Here is a 17,380-nt window from a genome sequence, read left to right on the forward strand (position 1 = left end):
AAATAGAATCACTTCAATAGGAAGCTGATGGAACAAAAAACCCGGCGCGGGGGCCGGGTCTTTGGTTTCATTGAAAATTCTGTAGTGCCTGCACCGGCCTCTTCGCGGGTAAAACCGCTCCCACAGGAATCGCATAAGGCTCAGTCTTGTGCAGTACCTGTAGGAGCGGGTTTACCCGCGAAGAGGGCGGTAAAGGCTGTGGATCAGCTACCAGCCACAGTCATCCGCTCGATCAGCACCGAACCGGTGTGAATGTTGCTGCGGGTCTCAAGATCGCTGCCGATCGCGACAATCTGCTGGAACATGTCCTTCATGTTCCCGGCAATGGTCACTTCCTGCACCGCGTGCTGAATCTCGCCATTCTCGACCCAGAAGCCCGCCGCGCCACGGGAATAATCACCCGTCACCATGTTCAGGCCATGCCCCATCAACTCGGTCACCAGCAGCCCTCGGCCCATGCGCCGGATCAGCGCCGCCTGGTCTTCGACCCCATGGCTGACGAACAGGTTGTGCACGCCGCCGGCATTGGCCGTGCTTGGCAAACCCAGCTTGCGCCCGGAATAGGTACCCAGCAGGTACGACACCAGCTCACCCTTGTCGACGAACGGCTTGGAATAGGTAGCCAGGCCATCGCCGTCGAATGCGGCACTGCCCAGTGCCCGCGGAATGTGCGGGCGCTCGTCGAGGGTCAGCCAGGTGGGGAACAGGCGCTGGCCGATGGTCCCCTCCAGGAATGACGACTTGCGGTACAGGTTGCCGCCGGAGATGGCCGACAGGAAACTGCCGAACAGGCCACCGGCCAGCTCGGCCGAGAACAGCACCGGCACCTCGCAGGTCGGCACCGGCCGCGCCCCCAGACGGCTGGCTGCACGCTGGGCAGCGCGCATGCCGATGCTACGCGGGTCGGCCAGCAGGTTGCCCTGCCGGTTCACGTCGTACCAGTAGTCACGCTGCATCTGGCCGTCGCCTTCGGCGATCATCACACAGCTCAGGCTGTGCCGGGTCGAGGCGTAGCCACCGATGAAACCATGGCTGTTGCCATACACGCGGCAACCCTGGTGGGTATTGAGGGTGGTACCGTCGGCATTGAGGATACGCGGGTCGGCGTCGAACGCCGCCGCTTCGCAGGCCAGGGCCATCTCGATGGCCTTCTCTGGCTCGAGGTTCCAGTCGTGGTACAGGTCCAGGTCCGGGATATCGCGGGCCATCAACGCTGCGTCGGCCAGGCCGGAACATTCGTCCTCGGAGGTATGCCTGGCAATCGCCAAGGCCGCGGCGACGGTTTCGCGGATCGCTTCCGGGCCACTGGCCGAGGTGCTGGCCGAGCCTTTGCGCTGGCCCACATAGAGGGTGATGCCAAAGCCCTGGTCGCGGTTGAACTCGACCGTCTCGACCTCTCGCTGACGTACCGTGGTGGACAGGCCCTGCTCCAGCGACACCGCCACTTCGCAGGCGCTGGCCCCCTGGCGGCGCGCCTCGGCGATGATCGCCTCGACCTGCTCCTGCAATGCTGGCAGGTCCTTCGGACCTACGCTCTGGACTGCACTCATGGTTCTCTCCACTCAAATTCTGCGTTCGGCGAGGGTCATTCTACGACCGGGCCGGACAAGCGGCCCCCGACTGGTTATCATGGCGGCGATTTCTAGCGGACTGCCACCATGGTTGATTCAAACGACGACGCCTTCGACGGCGAAAAAAGCAAAACCCAGATCAAGCGCGAGCTGCATGCGCTGGTCGAACTCGGCGAGCGCCTTACCACGCTCAAGGCCGATACCCTGGCTCGCCTGCCGTTGACCGACGAGCTGCGCAAGGCCCTGGCCGAAGCCAGCAAGCACACCGCTCACGGTGCCCGCAAACGCCACATGTCGTTTGTCGGCAAGCTGATGCGCGTGCAGGACCTGGATGCCATCCACGCTCTGCTCGAACAGATGGACAGCTCGACCCGCCAGTACAATGAGCGCTTCCACAGCCTGGAGCGCTGGCGCGACCGGTTGATCGACGGTAACGACGAAGACCTCGAACGCTTCGTCAACGAATACCCCGACACCGACCGCCAGCAGCTGCGCTCGCTGGTACGCCATGCCCAGCACGAGAAGGCCCGGAACAAGCCGCCTGCCGCCGCGCGCAAGGTGTTCAAGTACATCCGCGATCTCGACGAGCTGCAGCGCGGATTGCGCTGATCGCCATGGGGCCGCTTTGCGGCCCATTCGCAGCACAAGGCGGCTCCTACAGAAATACGCGATCCCTGTAGGAGCAGCCTTGTGCTGCGAATGGACCGCAAAGCGGTCCCTGAAGCCATCACGCCCCTGTACCGCCCACGGTGATCGCATCCAGCTTCAAGGTCGGCTGCCCGACCCCCACCGGCACCGACTGCCCGTCCTTGCCGCAAGTCCCTACCCCGCTGTCCAGCGCCAGGTCGTTACCGACCATCGACACCCGGCTCATCGCCTCCGGCCCGTTGCCGATCAGGGTCGCCCCCTTCACCGGCGCGGTAATCTTGCCGTCTTCGATCAGGTAGGCCTCACTGGTCGAGAACACGAACTTGCCGCTGGTAATGTCCACCTGGCCACCGCCGAGGTTGGCGCAGTAGATACCCTTCTTCACCGAAGCGATGATTTCCTGCGGGTCGCTTTCGCCCGCACGCATGTAGGTGTTGGTCATGCGCGGCATCGGCAGGTGCGCGTAGGATTCGCGGCGGCCGTTGCCGGTCACCGCCATGCCCATCAGGCGCGCATTCAGCTTGTCCTGCATGTAGCCCTTGAGCACACCGTTCTCGATCAATGTGGTGCACTCGGTCGGGGTGCCTTCGTCATCCACGCTCAGCGAGCCACGGCGGCCTTCGAGGGTGCCGTCGTCGACAATGGTGCACAGGCTCGACGCCACCTTCTCGCCAATGCGGCCGCTGAACGCCGAACTGCCCTTGCGGTTGAAGTCACCTTCCAGGCCATGGCCGACAGCCTCGTGCAGCAGCACGCCCGACCAGCCCGAACCCAGCACCACCGGCAGGGTACCAGCCGGTGCCGGGATCGCCTCCAGGTTCACCAGGGCCTGGCGCAGCGCTTCGCGGGCATAGCCCATGACCCGTTCTTCGGTGAAGAAGCGGTAGTCGGTACGCCCGCCACCGCCCTGCCCGCCACGCTCGCGGCGGCCGTTCTGCTCGACGATTACGCTGACGTTGAAGCGCACCAGCGGGCGCACGTCGGCGGCCAGGCTGCCATCGGCCGCAGCGATCAGGATGCGTTCCCAGACCCCGGCCATGCTCACACTGACCTGCTGGATACGCGGGTCAAGGGTGCGGGTGGCGGCGTCGACACGCTTGAGCAGTTCGACCTTTTCGGCACGGCTGAGCACATCCAGCGGGTTGTCCGCCGGGTAAAGCGCGGTCACATCCTGGCTGCGGAAGGCCTGCACCTTGCCGTTCTGCCCGGCACGCGAGATCGAACGGGCGGCACGGGCGGCCGAGGTCAGCGCTTCGAGGTTGATTGCGTTGCTGTAGGCAAAGCCGGTCTTTTCACCGGACTGGGCACGCACGCCCACGCCCTGGTCGAGGTTGAAACTGCCCTCTTTGACGATGCCGTCTTCCAGCGCCCAGGTTTCCGAGATCTGGCCCTGGAAATACAGGTCGGCGGCATCGATGCCGGGGCCGGCCAACTCACCCAGCACGCTCTGCAGGCTGTCCAGGGTCAAGCCGCCTGGGGCCAGGAGCTGCTCGCTGACGGTGGATAACATCTGGCTCATAGTCACTCCGAGGTGTGCGCAGGCCGCAACGCGCCCTGCGAGAAAAAGCGCCGGTGCGATACCACCGGCATGCGCGCCCGGATGGACGCTTGTTCGTCAATGTCGCGCTCGGCGAGCAGCACCGCTTCACCTTGCGCCTGTTCCGCGACGATGCGCCCCCAGGGGTCGACGATCGCCGCATGGCCATGGGTTTCCCGTGGCCCCGGGTGGGTGCCGCCCTGTGCCGCAGCCAGCAGGTAGCACTGGGTCTCGATGGCACGGGCGCGCACAAGCACTTCCCAATGTGCCGCGCCCGTTACCGCAGTGAAGGCGGCCGGCGCAGTGATCAGTTCCGCGCCGGCGGCGCGCAGTGCGCTGTACAGTTCGGGGAAGCGCAGGTCGTAGCACACGCTCAGCCCCAGCCGCCCCACCGGCGTATCAGCCACCACTACCTGGGCGCCGTGGGCATAGTCGTCGGACTCGCGGTAACGGCCACGATTGTCGGCAACGTCCACATCGAACAGGTGCAGCTTGTCATAGCGTGCCGCTACCTCACCGTGTTCGTCGATCAGCAGCGAGCAGGCATGGGCCTTGGCTTCAGGTTGGCCGACCGGTGGCAATGGCAAGGTACCGGCGACAATCCATAACTTGAGGTCGCGGGCGGTGCGTTTCAACCATGGCAGGATCGGCCCTTCGCCCAACGCTTCGGCGCGGCCGATGGCAGCGGCGTCCTTGCGGCCCATGGCAGCGAAGTTTTCCGGCAGCACCGCCAGCCGTGCGCCGCCAGAGGCGGCCTGCTCCAACAGGGCACCGGCGCGCTGCAGGTTGGCCAGCACATCGTCCTGGCTGACCATCTGGATTACAGCTGCCTTCATGGGCACTCCTACCGGGATTTCTCGAAAGGTTTCACAAATGTGATTCTAGGCTCTTTCACCGGACCTTCGACACGGTAGTGCACGCTGGCGAAGCGTGACACCCGGTCACCGATCAGCCGGTCCACCAGGAACAGCGCCCCGCCCACGGCCGGCGCGCCGACAATCAAGGCCGCCAGCGGCAAGTTGTTGGTCACTGGCAGGCTCACCTGCAGGTTGGCATCGACCCGGTCGCGTACCAGGTCCAGGGTACCGTCCAGCTCGAAGTTGCTCGACGGGCCGGTCACAGCGATTGGCTCGCGGGTCACATAGACACCGTCACTGGCTACCAGCAAACCTTTGACACGGTCGTAGGCCAGGCCCTTGTCGAACAGGTCGGAGAAGTCCAGGCGCAAGCGCCGACCGATGGAGTTGAAGTTCAGCAGGCCGAACACCCGCAGCGCCTGGGCACTGCCTTCGACCTCTACGAACTGGCCGGTGCGCAGTGCTGCGTCCATGCTGCCAGAGAAGCGCTTGAGGCTCACCGAGGCCGGCGAACCCGGCCAGCGGCCATCCACATCCAGGCGGAAGTCGCGGCTGGTCACGGTCGGTGCAAAGCCCCAGGCCTTGAGCACATCCGCCAGGTTCTTGCCGTCCAGGCGCCCTTTGTACCAGCTGCTGGTGCTGCCCGGTTCGCCTTCCCAGCCACCGCCACCATCGATACGCAGGCCTTTGAAGTCGAGGTCTATATCGCTGGCGGTCACGCCACGCGCGGTCGGCCGCAGCTTGAGCGACGCACTGCCGTACAGGTCGTCACCGCGATAGAGCTTGTCAATGCTCAGGTCCAGCGCCGGAACCTTGCGCGGGTCGAACGAAGCCAGCGGGTCCGGGCCCTCCTCGGCCTGTGCCTCTGCCTGCTTTTCCGCCGCGCTGGCGGCGGGCAGGCGCAAGGTCTGCATGCGCACCACCATTGGCGCGCCCTTGGCATCCGGCACCCGGGCGTTGCCGATGACTTCCTTGCTATCGAAGCGCAGATCCCAGGCGGGGCCGCCACGGGCCAGGCGCACCACGGCCTGGTTCAGGTCCAGGCCAAAGGCTTTCAGCTGGCCGATGCTCAGGTCTACGCCTTGCAGGTTCTGCCTCGCGCTACCGCCCGGGTCATCGCCGGCCAGGCGCGCCGCCTGTTCCTGCCAGGGCCCCAGGTCCAGCGTCTCCAGGTGCCCGCGCACGCGCAGGCCCTGGCCGGCAGGTACCTGGGCGTTACCGGTGCCCAGCAGCAACTCGCCACGGCCCTGCCCCAGCTTCTCGGCCGGCGCGGCGTAGGCAAAGCGGGCAAGGTCGGTGTAGGCGACATCGAAGCGCCGCTCCGGCCCCTGGAGGGTCATGCTGAAGCGTGTGTCACGGGTATCGGCCGCTGCCTTGCCGAACGGTGCCGGCAGGTCTATGGCCAAGCCCCTGAGGCTGGAATCGACACTCAGGCGGTTGTCCCGGCTACCCAGGCTGAGCTGCAACTGGTAAGGCAGGTCGCCGGACGCCGGCAAGGCCTGCTTGAACTGCAGCCAGTCGGTCAGTGCCTTGAGCGACACCTGGCCGCTGGCGTTGACGCGTGTCTGCATCTGCCCGGGCTGGCCTTCGGCGGTGATTTGCGCCGTCACCGGCTTGCCGAAGGCCTGCAGGCTGATGCCCTTGCCGCTCAGGCCCTTGTCCAAATCGAAACTGAAGTCACCCTTCAGGCGGCTCAACTCCAGGCTCGGCGGCGCAACCTTCAATCGCGCATCGTCGGTGGCAAAGTCTACCTGCACTTTCGGCCGCTGCCCGCGAGCCAGCGGAATGTCGAGCTTGACCTTGCCCTTGAGCGGCCCCTCACCCTCCCAGCCGGCAAATATCTCGCCGGTGCCGATTGGAGCCTCCTTGAGGATCTTCAGGCCATCGCCCAAGCTCCCGTCGAAGTCACCATCGAGGTACAGGTGGCTTTGCTGGCCCTCGTCGACATGCGGGATATCGACGCTCACATTACTGACCTTGGTGTCGAGGAGTACGCCACGCTGGGCCTTGACGCGCACACCACTGTCCTCGATGAACACATCGCCATCCACGTGCTGCACCTGCGGCCAGCCCGGCTGGAAGTCCAGGGCTGCATCACGCACCTTGAAGAACAGGCTGATGCTGCGGGCTTCCGGCGCGACACCATGGTTCAGCGAGCCTTGGTACTGGAAGTAGCCTTCGTCCACCGTGCCTTTGACGATCGCACTGCGCAGCCATTCGTCGAGTGCCGGGCTGAGCACCTCGGGCAGGTACTTGGCGGTGTAGCGGCCATCGCCTTCGGTCAGGCCGACGCGCAGGTCCATGTAGTCTTCACGGCCTTCTTCGAACAACAGGCGAATGAGGAAGTCACCGGCGATCTTGCCCTCCTCGCCCAGTACCTTGAGGTAAGGCGCGACCAGGGTGAAACCCTCCTTGTCCAGGGCCCAGGTCAGGCGCGCATTGGCCTTCTGGTAATGCCAGGGTTTGGCGAAGATCGGGTACAGGTGCAGCATGAACGCATCGGTATCAAGGCGCAGTTCGCCATGACCAAGGTCTCCGCTGATGCTGCCGCTGACGTTACCGGCTGCCGGGGCATTGTGATAGGCATCGAAACCGACCTTCTCCAGGTTGGCTTCGAACTGCAGGCGCTGGTCACCCTCTGCCTTGGGCCGGGCTACCAGACGCACATTGCGCAACGCGCCGGTCACATTCAGGCCATCGACCACGGCCATGACCTTGTCCGGCAGTGGCGCCAGGGCATCGACGAGCGGTGTCAACGGCGTGAGGTCGAGGCGGTCGGCCTGCACGTTCCAGCTTTCCGCGGCAGCGTCCTCGCCTGGACGCTGCTGCAATTGCAGGTGCGACTCCCAACGGGTCTTGCCGACGTCCATGGCCAGGGAGTCGACTACCACATCGAAGCCTTGTTCCTGGCGCAGGAACCAGGCACCCAGCGCCAGGTTGTTCAGCCTGGCCGCCTTGCGCCCGGCATAGGCACCGTGCAGCTCCGGTGCATTGAGGCGTACAACGGCCTGCTGCAACTGCCCCTTGCTCCAGTCGACCCAGAACTCGCCGCCCGCCCGCAGGGCGTCGGCATGCCACTGGCCCAGCAGGCGTGGCGGCAGCCAACGCGCCCAGTCACTCTGTGGCAGGCTCAGGTAGGCTTCGACCTTGCCGTCGCGCCAGGCGCTGGGCGTGGCACGACTGCGCAGGTTCAGCGAAAGCGGTTGGCCATCGGGAAGGGTCGCGCGCAGATCCAGGGCATGGCGCGAAGCTCCGGCCTGCAGGCCAACGCTCACATAAGTGAGGGTCAACGGGTCGCGCTGCCAGGGGTGCAGGGTGACCTGACTGTCGAACACATCGATGCGGCCCAACTGGCGCAGGCGCTGCAACAACTCGGCGGGGTCGAGCGGCGCATCGTCCTTCTTCGGCAGGCCTTCGAGGTTCCAGGCGCCCTGCTCGTTCTCGCGCAGGATCAACTGCAGGCCGCCCAACTGAATGCGTGCCAGGCGTACTTCTCGGGCAGTGAGGCTGGCCCAGACATCGGGGACTACCTTGACGTCGTCCAGGCGCAGGGCCGTCGCCCCATCGCCCAGTTGCAGGTCACGCACCCGCAGCACCGGTGCCAGGCCGCTCCAGCGGCCTTCCAGGGCACCAACGTGCACGGGCAGGCCCAAAGCCTGCTCGGCCTTGCTTTCCACATCGGCGCGATACTCGGCCACCAACGGCACCAGTTCGCGGCCGAGGCTGACATACAGTGCCACCAGTACTGCCAGCAGGGCGCAAACGCCCAGCCCCCAGCGGGTCAAGGCGACAAGAACGCGGTTCAGACGTCCCATGGCCATGGCCCTCCAGGTCGTTTATCCATGATGGCCCGTAGCCCCGGATTTTCCAGCCCGGGCCACCTGCGGCGCGTTTCAGAAGGCCTCAGAGCAGCACCACATCGTATTGTTCCTGCGAATACATCGACTCCACCTGGAAACGAATGGTTCGGCCGATAAAGGCTTCCAGCTCCGCGACGTTACCGGATTCTTCATCCAGCAACCGATCGACCACCTTCTGGTTGGCAAGCACGCGGTAGCCTTCGGCCTGATATGCACGGGCCTCGCGCAGGATCTCGCGGAAGATTTCGTAACAGATGGTCTCGGGGGTTTTCAGCTTGCCACGACCCTGACAGGCCAGGCAGGGCTCGCACAGCACCTGTTCCAGGCTTTCGCGTGTGCGCTTGCGGGTCATCTGCACCAGGCCCAGCTCGGTGATGCCGATGATGTTGGTCTTGGCGTGATCGCGCTCCAGCTGCTTTTCCAGCGTTCGCAGCACCTGGCGCTGGTGCTCCTCGTCTTCCATGTCGATGAAGTCGATGATGATGATGCCGCCGATATTGCGCAGGCGCAGTTGCCGGGCGATGGCGGTGGCGGCCTCGAGGTTGGTCTTGAAGATGGTCTCTTCAAGGTTGCGATGGCCGACGAAGGCGCCGGTGTTCACATCGATGGTGGTCATCGCTTCAGCCGGGTCGACCACCAGGTAGCCACCGGACTTCAGCGGCACCTTGCGCTCCAGTGCACGCTGGATCTCGTCCTCGACGCCGTACAGGTCGAAAATCGGCCGTTCGCCCGGGTAGTGTTCGAGGCGGTCGGCGATTTCCGGCATCAGTTCGCCAACGAACTGCGTGGTCTTCTGGAAGGTTTCCCGCGAGTCGATGCGGATCTTCTCGATCTTCGGGTTGACCAGGTCACGCAAGGTACGCAGGGCCAGGCCCAGGTCCTCGTAGATGACCGTGGGCGCACCGCAGGTCTTGATCTGGGTGCCGATCTGCTCCCACAGGCGGCGCAGGTAGCGAATGTCCTGCAGGATCTCTTCAGCGCGTGCGCCTTCGGCGGCGGTGCGCAGGATGAAGCCACCGGCGTCCTTGATGTTCTCGCTTTCCATGCAGTCGCTGACTACCTGCTTGAGGCGCTCGCGCTCGGCTTCGTCTTCGATCTTCAGGGAAATGCCGACATGGCTGCTGCGCGGCATGTACACCAGGTAGCGTGACGGGATCGACAGCTGGGTGGTCAGGCGCGCGCCCTTGGTGCCGATCGGGTCCTTGGTCACCTGTACCACCAGGGCCTGGCCCTCGTGCACCAGGGCGGTGATGTTCTCTACCGCCGAGCCTTCGCGCTGGGATATTTCCGAGGCATGGATGAATGCCGCGCGCTCAAGGCCGATGTCGACGAAGGCCGCCTGCATGCCCGGCAGCACACGCACCACCTTGCCTTTGTAGATATTGCCGACGATGCCCCGGCGCTGGGTGCGCTCGACATGCACTTCCTGCAGCACCCCGTTTTCCACCACCGCCACGCGCGACTCCATCGGGGTGATGTTGATCAGGATCTCTTCACTCATGGCAGGCTCTCGTCAAAGGTCTTGGGTAATGATGGATGGCGTATGCAGTGCTGGCTACCGCTGGTTTGTTACCTCTGGCGTATGCGCGGGCGATTGCCAGCAGGCAATGCCGAATTGGCCAAGCAGTTCGGCCGTTTCGCTGAGGGGCAAGCCGACCACCGCCGAGTAGCTACCGGAAAGGCCGGTGACGAACACCGCGCCCAAGCCCTGGATGGCATAGCCGCCGGCCTTGTCCGCGGGCTCGCCGCTGGCCCAGTAGCGTTGCGCTTCCTCGGCGCTGATTGCACGGAAGCGCACCTTGCTGGTGACGCACAGGCTGTGCACGCGCTGGCCATCGCTCAGGGCGACCGCGGTCAAAACCTGGTGCTCGCGGCCCGACAGGTCGGCCAGCATGGCCAGGGCATCTTCGCGGTTTTCCGGTTTGCCGAGAATACGACCATCGAGCACCACGGCAGTGTCTGCACCCAGCACCACAGCTGGGCCTTCGAGGCAGGCCAGGCCGGCGGCAGCCTTGGCCCGGGCCAGGCGCTCGACGTAGGCCGGGGCGCTTTCATTGGGCAGCGGGGTTTCATCGATGGGGGCACTGACAACGCTGAACGGCACCCCGATCTGGGCCAGCAGTTCACGACGACGGGGCGAGCCGGAGGCCAGGTATAGCGGGTTCATGCAGACATCTCCCTGTCAGTCGCGGCGGCGCCGTCAGTTGATATGCAAGCGTCGGCGCAGGTCGCGCAGGGCGAAACTGATCCACGGCCAGAGCAAGGCACTGATTACCGCTGACCAGACCAGCGCCAGGGTGGGCAGCCGGTTGCCGGTCAGCGCGCTGAGCCACAGCTGGATCAGCTGGGCAATGCCGAAGATCACCAGAATCACAAGGCTCTGCTGCCACATGGGGAACATGCGCAGGCGCTGCTGCAAGGACAGCACCAGGAAGGTGATGAGGGTGAGGATCAGCGCGTTCTGCCCCAGCAAGGTGCCGTACAGCACATCCTCGGCCAGGCCCAGCACGAACGCGGTGGTCATGCCGACCTTGTTCGGTACGGCGAGGGTCCAGAACGACACCAGCAAGGCCAGCCACATGGGCCGGAACACTTCCATGAACTGCGGCATGGGCGAGACGCTGAGCAGCAGGCCGATGGCGAAAGTCAGCCAGATGACCCAGCCGTTGTTGCGGCGTGATGCAGCCATCATTGCCTCCGGGTGTGAGCGGGTGCGGCAGGCGCGGCAGCCGGCGTGGCAGGTGCGGCCACCGGAGCTGCAGGCTGCGCAGCCGGGGCTGTCGGGGCCGCTGGTGTGGCCGGCGTGGCAGGTGCGCTGCCAGCTGGTGCACCCTGCTCGCCCGTCGTGGCCGGCTGGCCTGGGGCCGAGGTGCCCTTGCGGTCAGCCTCTTCCTGGGCAATGGCGGCATCGGTGGCGCGCTGTTCCGGGCTGCGCCGGTCGCTGAACACCAGCAGCATGTAGCGGCTGCGGTTGAGCGCGGCGGTGGGGATGGCACGAACGATGGCGAACGGCTGGCCGGAATCGTGGATCACTTCGTTGACCGTGGCCACCGGGTAGCCGGCCGGGAACCGTTGCCCCATGCCGGAACTGACCAGCAGGTCGCCTTCCTTGATGTCGGCGGTATCGGCCACATGGCGCAGTTCCAGGCGCTCCGGGTTGCCGGTGCCGCTGGCGATGGCGCGCAGGCCGTTGCGGTTGACCTGCACCGGGATGCTATGGGTGGTATCGGTCAGCAACAGTACGCGCGAGGTGTACGGCATCAGCTCGACCACCTGGCCCATGAGGCCACGGGCATCGAGCACCGGCTGGCCAAGGAACACGCCATCACGTTCGCCCTTGTTGATCAGGATGCGGTGGGTGAACGGGTTGGGATCGACACCGATCAGCTCCGCCACTTCGACCTTTTCGTTTACCAGCGCCGAAGAGTTGAGCAACTCGCGCAGGCGCACGTTCTGCTCGGTCAGGGCCGCCAGTTTCTGCAGGCGCCCCTGCAGCAGCAGGGCTTCGGTCTTGAGCTTTTCGTTTTCGGCGATCAGTTCGGTGCGGCTGCCGAACTGGCCGGCCACACCTTGCCACGCACGCTGCGGCAGGTCGGTGATCCAGTACGACTCCATGAGTACCAGGCCCATCTGGCTGCGCACTGGTTTGAGCACGTCGAAGCGCGCGTCGACAACCATCAACGCGACCGACATCACCACCAGGACGAGCAGGCGAACGCCCAGCGAAGGGCCCTTGGAGAAAAGCGGTTTAATGGGCCGTTCCTCGTGGACGACTCAGGAGGTCATTGGACATGGGACAACGCACCAGCCTGGTTGCGGGTTGACGGATACGGCGCCCCGAACGGGCGCCAGCCCAGCACATACAGGTAGCACTGTGCGTACTACCTGTAAACCGGGCGCTCGTGAACAGCGAGCGGAATCACTCGCTGGAGAGCAGGTCCATCGCGTGCTTGTCCATCATCTCCAGGGCGCGACCGCCGCCACGGGCGACACAGGTCAGCGGGTCTTCGGCGACGATCACCGGCAGGCCGGTTTCCTGGGCCAGCAGCTTGTCGAGGTCACGCAGCAGCGCGCCACCACCGGTCAGCACCAGGCCACGCTCGGCGATGTCCGAGGCCAGCTCGGGCGGCGATTGCTCCAGGGCACTCTTGACCGCCTGGACGATGGTCGCCAGGGATTCCTGCAGTGCTTCAAGCACTTCGTTGGAGTTCAGGGTGAAGGCACGCGGTACGCCCTCGGCCAGGTTGCGGCCGCGCACGTCGACTTCACGTACTTCGCCGCCCGGGTAGGCAGTGCCGATTTCCTGCTTGATGCGCTCGGCGGTGGACTCGCCGATCAGGCTGCCGTAGTTGCGGCGCACGTAGGTGACGATGGCTTCGTCGAAGCGGTCGCCGCCAACGCGGACGGATTCGGCATAGACCACGCCGTTCAGGGAGATGAGCGCGATTTCAGTGGTACCACCACCGATATCGACGACCATCGAACCGCGGGCTTCTTCGACTGGCAGGCCGGCACCGATGGCGGCGGCCATCGGCTCTTCGATCAGGAACACTTCACGGGCACCGGCACCCAGCGCCGATTCGCGGATGGCGCGGCGCTCTACCTGGGTCGACTTGCACGGCACGCAGATCAGCACGCGCGGGCTCGGCTGCAGGAAGCTGTTCTCGTGAACCTTGTTGATAAAATATTGCAACATTTTTTCGCAGACGCTGAAGTCGGCGATGACGCCGTCCTTCATCGGACGAATGGCAGCAATGTTGCCAGGCGTACGGCCCAGCATGCGCTTGGCTTCGGTACCGACGGCGACGACGCTTTTCTGATTGCCATGGGTACGGATGGCAACAACCGAGGGCTCATTCAGGACGATACCGCGCTCACGCACGTAAATAAGGGTGTTGGCAGTACCCAGGTCGATGGACAGATCGCTGGAAAACATGCCACGCAGTTTCTTGAACATGGGAAAGTGACCCTGGGGAAAGCGTGGGTAAAAAAGTGCGGCAAACTCTAACAATGGCAGGGATTTTGGGCAAGGAGCCAATATGTTAAATTGGCTGTTTTTCCGAGCACGCCAGCAGAATTTCGCGGCCGTTAGACCGCCAGAAAGCTGACATGTTCCTCACTGCGGACCCGAATTCCGGTCTTTGTTTCCCCTGGAGATCCCCATGGCGCTTGAACGCTGCGACGTGGAAAAGATCGCCCATCTGGCCCGTCTGGGCCTGAATGATGGCGAACTGCCACGCATTACTGACGCACTGAACAGCATTCTCGGGCTGGTCGACCAGATGCAAGCGGTCGACACTACTGGCATCGAGCCACTGGCCCACCCCCTGGAGGCCAGCCAGCGCCTGCGTCCCGACCAGGTCACCGAAAGCAACCAGCGCGACGCCTACCAGGCCATCGCGCCGTCGACCGAAAGCGGTCTGTACCTGGTTCCCAAAGTCATCGAGTAAGGGATAGTGCCTGCCATGCATCAATTGACCCTGGCCGAGATCGCCCGCGGACTCGCCGACAAGTCGTTTTCCTCCGAAGAGCTGACCGGCGCCCTGCTGGCGCGCATCAAGCAGCTCGACCCGCAGATCAACAGCTTCATCAGCATCACCGAAGACCTGGCCCTGGGCCAGGCGCGTGCCGCCGACGCCCGTCGCGCCGCTGGCGAAACCGGCGCGCTGCTGGGTGCCCCCATCGCCCACAAGGACCTGTTCTGCACCAACGGCGTACGCACCAGCTGCGGCTCGAAGATGCTCGACAACTTCAAGGCGCCGTATGACGCCACCGTGGTTGCCAAGCTGGCCGAAGCCGGCATGGTCACCCTGGGCAAGACCAACATGGACGAATTCGCCATGGGTTCGGCCAACGAATCCAGCCACTACGGCGCGGTGAAGAACCCATGGAACCTCGAGCACGTCCCGGGCGGCTCGTCGGGCGGTTCGGCCGCGGCAGTGGCTGCACGCCTGCTGCCAGCCACCACCGGCACCGACACCGGCGGCTCCATCCGCCAACCGGCGGCACTGACCAACCTCACCGGCCTCAAGCCAACCTACGGCCGCGTGTCGCGCTGGGGCATGATCGCCTACGCCTCCAGCCTCGACCAAGGTGGCCCGCTGGCCCGTACCGCCGAAGACTGCGCCCTGCTGCTGCAGGGCATGGCCGGTTTCGACGCCAAGGACTCCACCAGCATCGAAGAACCGGTGCCGGACTACAGCGCCAACCTGAATGCTTCGCTGCAAGGCCTGCGCATCGGCCTGCCGAAGGAGTACTTCGGTGCCGGCCTCGACCCACGCATCGCCGACCTGGTCCAGGCCAGCGTCAAAGAGCTGGAAAAGCTCGGCGCGGTGGTCAAGGAAATCAGCCTGCCGAACATGCAGCACGCCATCCCGGCCTACTACGTGATCGCCCCCGCTGAAGCCTCGTCGAACCTGTCGCGTTTCGATGGCGTGCGCTTCGGCTACCGCTGCGAGAACCCGAAAGACCTGACCGACCTGTACAAGCGTTCGCGTGGCGAAGGCTTCGGTGTCGAAGTGCAGCGCCGCATCATGGTCGGCACCTACGCCCTGTCGGCCGGCTACTACGACGCCTACTACGTGAAGGCGCAGCAGATCCGCCGCCTGATCAAGAACGACTTCATGGCCGCCTTCAACGACGTCGACCTGATCCTCGGCCCGACCACGCCAAACCCGGCCTGGAAGCTCGGCGCCAAGAGCAGCGACCCGGTCGCCGCCTATCTGGAAGACGTCTACACCATCACCGCCAACCTGGCGGGCCTGCCGGGCCTGTCGATGCCGGCCGGCTTCGTCGATGGCCTGCCGGTTGGCGTGCAGCTGCTGGCGCCATACTTCCAGGAAGGCCGCCTGCTCAACGTCGCGCACCGCTACCAGCAAGTGACCGACTGGCACACCCGCGCCCCCAACGGCTTCTGAGGAATTCACACATGCAATGGGAAGTTGTGATCGGGCTGGAAATCCACACTCAGCTCGCCACCCAGTCGAAGATCTTCTCCGGCAGCGCCACCACCTTCGGTTCCGAGCCGAACACCCAGGCCAGCCTGGTTGACCTGGGCATGCCTGGCGTACTGCCGGTGCTGAACCAGGAAGCCGTGCGCATGGCGTGCATGTTCGGCCTGGCCATCGATGCCGAGATCGGCAAGCGCAACGTATTCGCGCGCAAGAACTACTTCTACCCGGACCTGCCAAAGGGCTACCAGATCAGCCAGATGGACTTGCCGATCGTCGGCAAGGGCCACCTCGACATCGCCCTGGAAGACGGCACCATCAAGCGCATCGGGGTAACCCGCGCGCACCTGGAAGAAGATGCCGGCAAGAGCCTGCACGAAGACTTCAGCGGCTCCACCGGCATCGACCTGAACCGTGCCGGCACCCCGCTGCTGGAAATCGTCTCCGAGCCCGACATGCGCAGCGCCAAGGAAGCCGTGGCCTACGTCAAGGCAATCCACGCGCTGGTGCGTTATCTGGGCATCTGCGACGGCAACATGGCCGAAGGCTCGCTGCGTTGCGACTGCAACGTGTCGATCCGCCCGAAAGGCCAGGCCGAATTCGGCACCCGCTGCGAGATCAAGAACGTCAACTCGTTCCGCTTCATCGAGCGCGCGATCAACAGCGAGATCCAGCGCCAGATCGACCTGATCGAGGACGGCGGCAAGGTGGTACAGGAAACCCGTCTGTACGACCCGAACAAGGACGAGACCCGCTCCATGCGCAGCAAGGAGGAAGCCAACGACTACCGTTACTTCCCCGACCCGGACCTGCTGCCGGTGGTGATCGAGGACAGCTTCCTCGAAACCGTCCGCGCCGGCTTGCCGGAACTGCCGACGCAGAAGGTCGAGCGCTTCCAGAACCAGTACGGCCTGTCGGCCTACGACGCCAACGTGCTGGCTTCCAGCCGCGAGCAGGCGGACTACTTCGAGGAAGTGGTGAAGATCGGTGGCGATGCCAAGCTGGCTGCCAACTGGGTCATGGTCGAGCTGGGTAGCCTGCTGAACAAGCTGGGCATCGAGATCGACCAGGCGCCGGTCAGCGCCGCACAGCTGGGCGGCATGCTGCTGCGTATCCGTGACAACACCATCAGCGGCAAGATCGCCAAGACCGTGTTCGAGGCCATGGCCGCCGGTGAAGGCGATGCCGACAGCATCATCGAAAGCAAGGGCCTGAAGCAGGTCACCGATACCGGTGCGATCGACAAGATGCTCGACGAAGTGCTGGCGGCCAACGCCGAGCAGGTCGAACAGTACCGCGCAGCCGACGAGGCCAAGCGTGGCAAGATGTTCGGCTTCTTTGTCGGCCAGGCGATGAAAGCCTCCAAGGGCAAGGCCAACCCGGGGCAAGTGAACCAATTGCTCAAGGCCAAGCTCGAAGGGTGATCTGAATATGCTGCGAGGGCTTTGCCCTCGTTCGCGGGCTTGCCCGCTCCCACAGATACTGCACCGCTTTCACAGGCGGTGATATACCTGTGGGAGCGGGCAAGCCCGCGAATGGCTGCACTGGAGACCTCCTGACTTGCTAAAGCGATCCCTGAGCACCCTCGCCCTCTTCTCCCTGCTGGCCGGCTGCGCCAGCCAGGACATCGACCCCAACGGTTACGACAAGACCGGCACCGCCTCCTATTACGGCTCTCGCCACCATGGCAAACGCACCGCCAGCGGCGAACCGTTCAACCAGCACGGCCTCACCGCCGCCCACCGCAGCCTGCCTTTCGGCAGCCGGGTACGGGTGACCAACCTGGCCAACCAGCGCAGCGTCGTGGTGCGCATCAACGACCGTGGCCCACACACCCGCGGCCGCCTGATCGATCTTTCACGTGCCGCCGCAGAAAAAATCGGCATGATCCGTAGCGGAACCGCGCGCGTGCGAGTACAAGGGCTTAGCGACTGACGCGACAGGAGTCCGACCATTT

14 protein-coding genes are annotated in these 17,380 nt (G+C 64.6%); 5 read left to right on the top strand and 9 right to left on the bottom strand.

Features of this window, described 5'->3' with window-relative positions; translation table 11 throughout:
• Window positions 1-203: 203 nt before the first annotated feature.
• On the bottom strand, window positions 204-1,550 hold the full coding sequence (pmbA, locus tag IMX18_RS19740; protein WP_015269056.1) for a metalloprotease PmbA: 1,347 nt from the start codon (window positions 1,548-1,550) through the stop codon (window positions 204-206).
• A gap of 108 nt (window positions 1,551-1,658) precedes the next feature.
• On the opposite strand from pmbA, the gene yjgA reads away from it, so the two are divergent.
• A complete protein-coding gene (gene yjgA / locus IMX18_RS19745; protein ID WP_003255152.1) occupies window positions 1,659-2,180 on the top strand; it encodes a ribosome biogenesis factor YjgA in 522 nt (173 codons plus the stop codon).
• A 118-nt stretch (window positions 2,181-2,298) separates the two neighbouring features.
• Here yjgA and tldD read toward each other — a convergent pair whose 3' ends face one another.
• From tldD to mreB, 8 genes are all read right to left on the bottom strand, one after another.
• Window positions 2,299-3,738 carry a metalloprotease TldD gene (tldD, locus tag IMX18_RS19750; protein ID WP_054573148.1) on the bottom strand — a complete coding sequence of 480 codons (1,440 nt, stop codon included), beginning with the start codon at window positions 3,736-3,738 and terminating at the stop codon, window positions 2,299-2,301.
• A gap of 2 nt (window positions 3,739-3,740) precedes the next feature.
• Window positions 3,741-4,592 (bottom strand): carbon-nitrogen hydrolase family protein, encoded by an 852-nt coding sequence (locus IMX18_RS19755; RefSeq protein ID WP_015269054.1) that lies wholly within the window; start codon window positions 4,590-4,592, stop codon window positions 3,741-3,743.
• An 8-nt stretch (window positions 4,593-4,600) separates the two neighbouring features.
• Complete coding sequence (locus IMX18_RS19760) at window positions 4,601-8,434, bottom strand: YhdP family protein (protein ID WP_217190033.1); 3,834 nt, start codon at window positions 8,432-8,434, stop codon at window positions 4,601-4,603.
• A gap of 82 nt (window positions 8,435-8,516) precedes the next feature.
• Window positions 8,517-9,974 carry a ribonuclease G gene (rng, locus tag IMX18_RS19765; protein ID WP_013971067.1) on the bottom strand — a complete coding sequence of 486 codons (1,458 nt, stop codon included), beginning with the start codon at window positions 9,972-9,974 and terminating at the stop codon, window positions 8,517-8,519.
• Between the two features lie 54 nt (window positions 9,975-10,028).
• Window positions 10,029-10,640: a Maf family protein gene (locus IMX18_RS19770; RefSeq protein ID WP_015269052.1), complete on the bottom strand. Its 612-nt coding sequence runs from the start codon at window positions 10,638-10,640 to the stop codon at window positions 10,029-10,031.
• Window positions 10,641-10,673: 33 nt separating this feature from the next.
• Entirely contained in the window at window positions 10,674-11,162 is a 489-nt protein-coding gene (mreD, locus tag IMX18_RS19775) for a rod shape-determining protein MreD (protein ID WP_015269051.1), read from the bottom strand.
• Window positions 11,162-12,196 carry a rod shape-determining protein MreC gene (gene mreC, locus IMX18_RS19780; RefSeq protein ID WP_220467601.1) on the bottom strand — a complete coding sequence of 345 codons (1,035 nt, stop codon included), beginning with the start codon at window positions 12,194-12,196 and terminating at the stop codon, window positions 11,162-11,164. The genes mreD and mreC overlap by 1 nt, the downstream gene beginning before the upstream one ends.
• Before the next feature lie 196 nt (window positions 12,197-12,392).
• Window positions 12,393-13,430 (bottom strand): rod shape-determining protein MreB, encoded by a 1,038-nt coding sequence (gene mreB, locus IMX18_RS19785; RefSeq protein ID WP_003255163.1) that lies wholly within the window; start codon window positions 13,428-13,430, stop codon window positions 12,393-12,395.
• 205 nt (window positions 13,431-13,635) lie between these two features.
• On the opposite strand from mreB, the gene gatC reads away from it, so the two are divergent.
• From gatC to IMX18_RS19805, 4 genes are all read left to right on the top strand, one after another.
• The gene (gatC, locus tag IMX18_RS19790; RefSeq protein ID WP_003255165.1) at window positions 13,636-13,923 is read left to right on the top strand and encodes an Asp-tRNA(Asn)/Glu-tRNA(Gln) amidotransferase subunit GatC; all 288 of its coding nucleotides are present in this window, start codon (window positions 13,636-13,638) and stop codon (window positions 13,921-13,923) included.
• Window positions 13,924-13,938: 15 nt separating this feature from the next.
• Window positions 13,939-15,390 (top strand): Asp-tRNA(Asn)/Glu-tRNA(Gln) amidotransferase subunit GatA, encoded by a 1,452-nt coding sequence (gene gatA, locus IMX18_RS19795; protein WP_015269049.1) that lies wholly within the window; start codon window positions 13,939-13,941, stop codon window positions 15,388-15,390.
• Between the two features lie 11 nt (window positions 15,391-15,401).
• Complete coding sequence (gene gatB, locus IMX18_RS19800) at window positions 15,402-16,847, top strand: Asp-tRNA(Asn)/Glu-tRNA(Gln) amidotransferase subunit GatB (protein WP_013971062.1); 1,446 nt, start codon at window positions 15,402-15,404, stop codon at window positions 16,845-16,847.
• 136 nt (window positions 16,848-16,983) lie between these two features.
• Window positions 16,984-17,358: a septal ring lytic transglycosylase RlpA family protein gene (locus tag IMX18_RS19805; RefSeq protein WP_015269048.1), complete on the top strand. Its 375-nt coding sequence runs from the start codon at window positions 16,984-16,986 to the stop codon at window positions 17,356-17,358.
• Window positions 17,359-17,380: the final 22 nt, after the last annotated feature.

The sequence above is a fragment of the Pseudomonas shirazica genome, assembly GCF_015168335.1.
Taxonomy (GTDB): Bacteria; Pseudomonadota; Gammaproteobacteria; order Pseudomonadales; family Pseudomonadaceae; genus Aquipseudomonas; species Aquipseudomonas asiatica.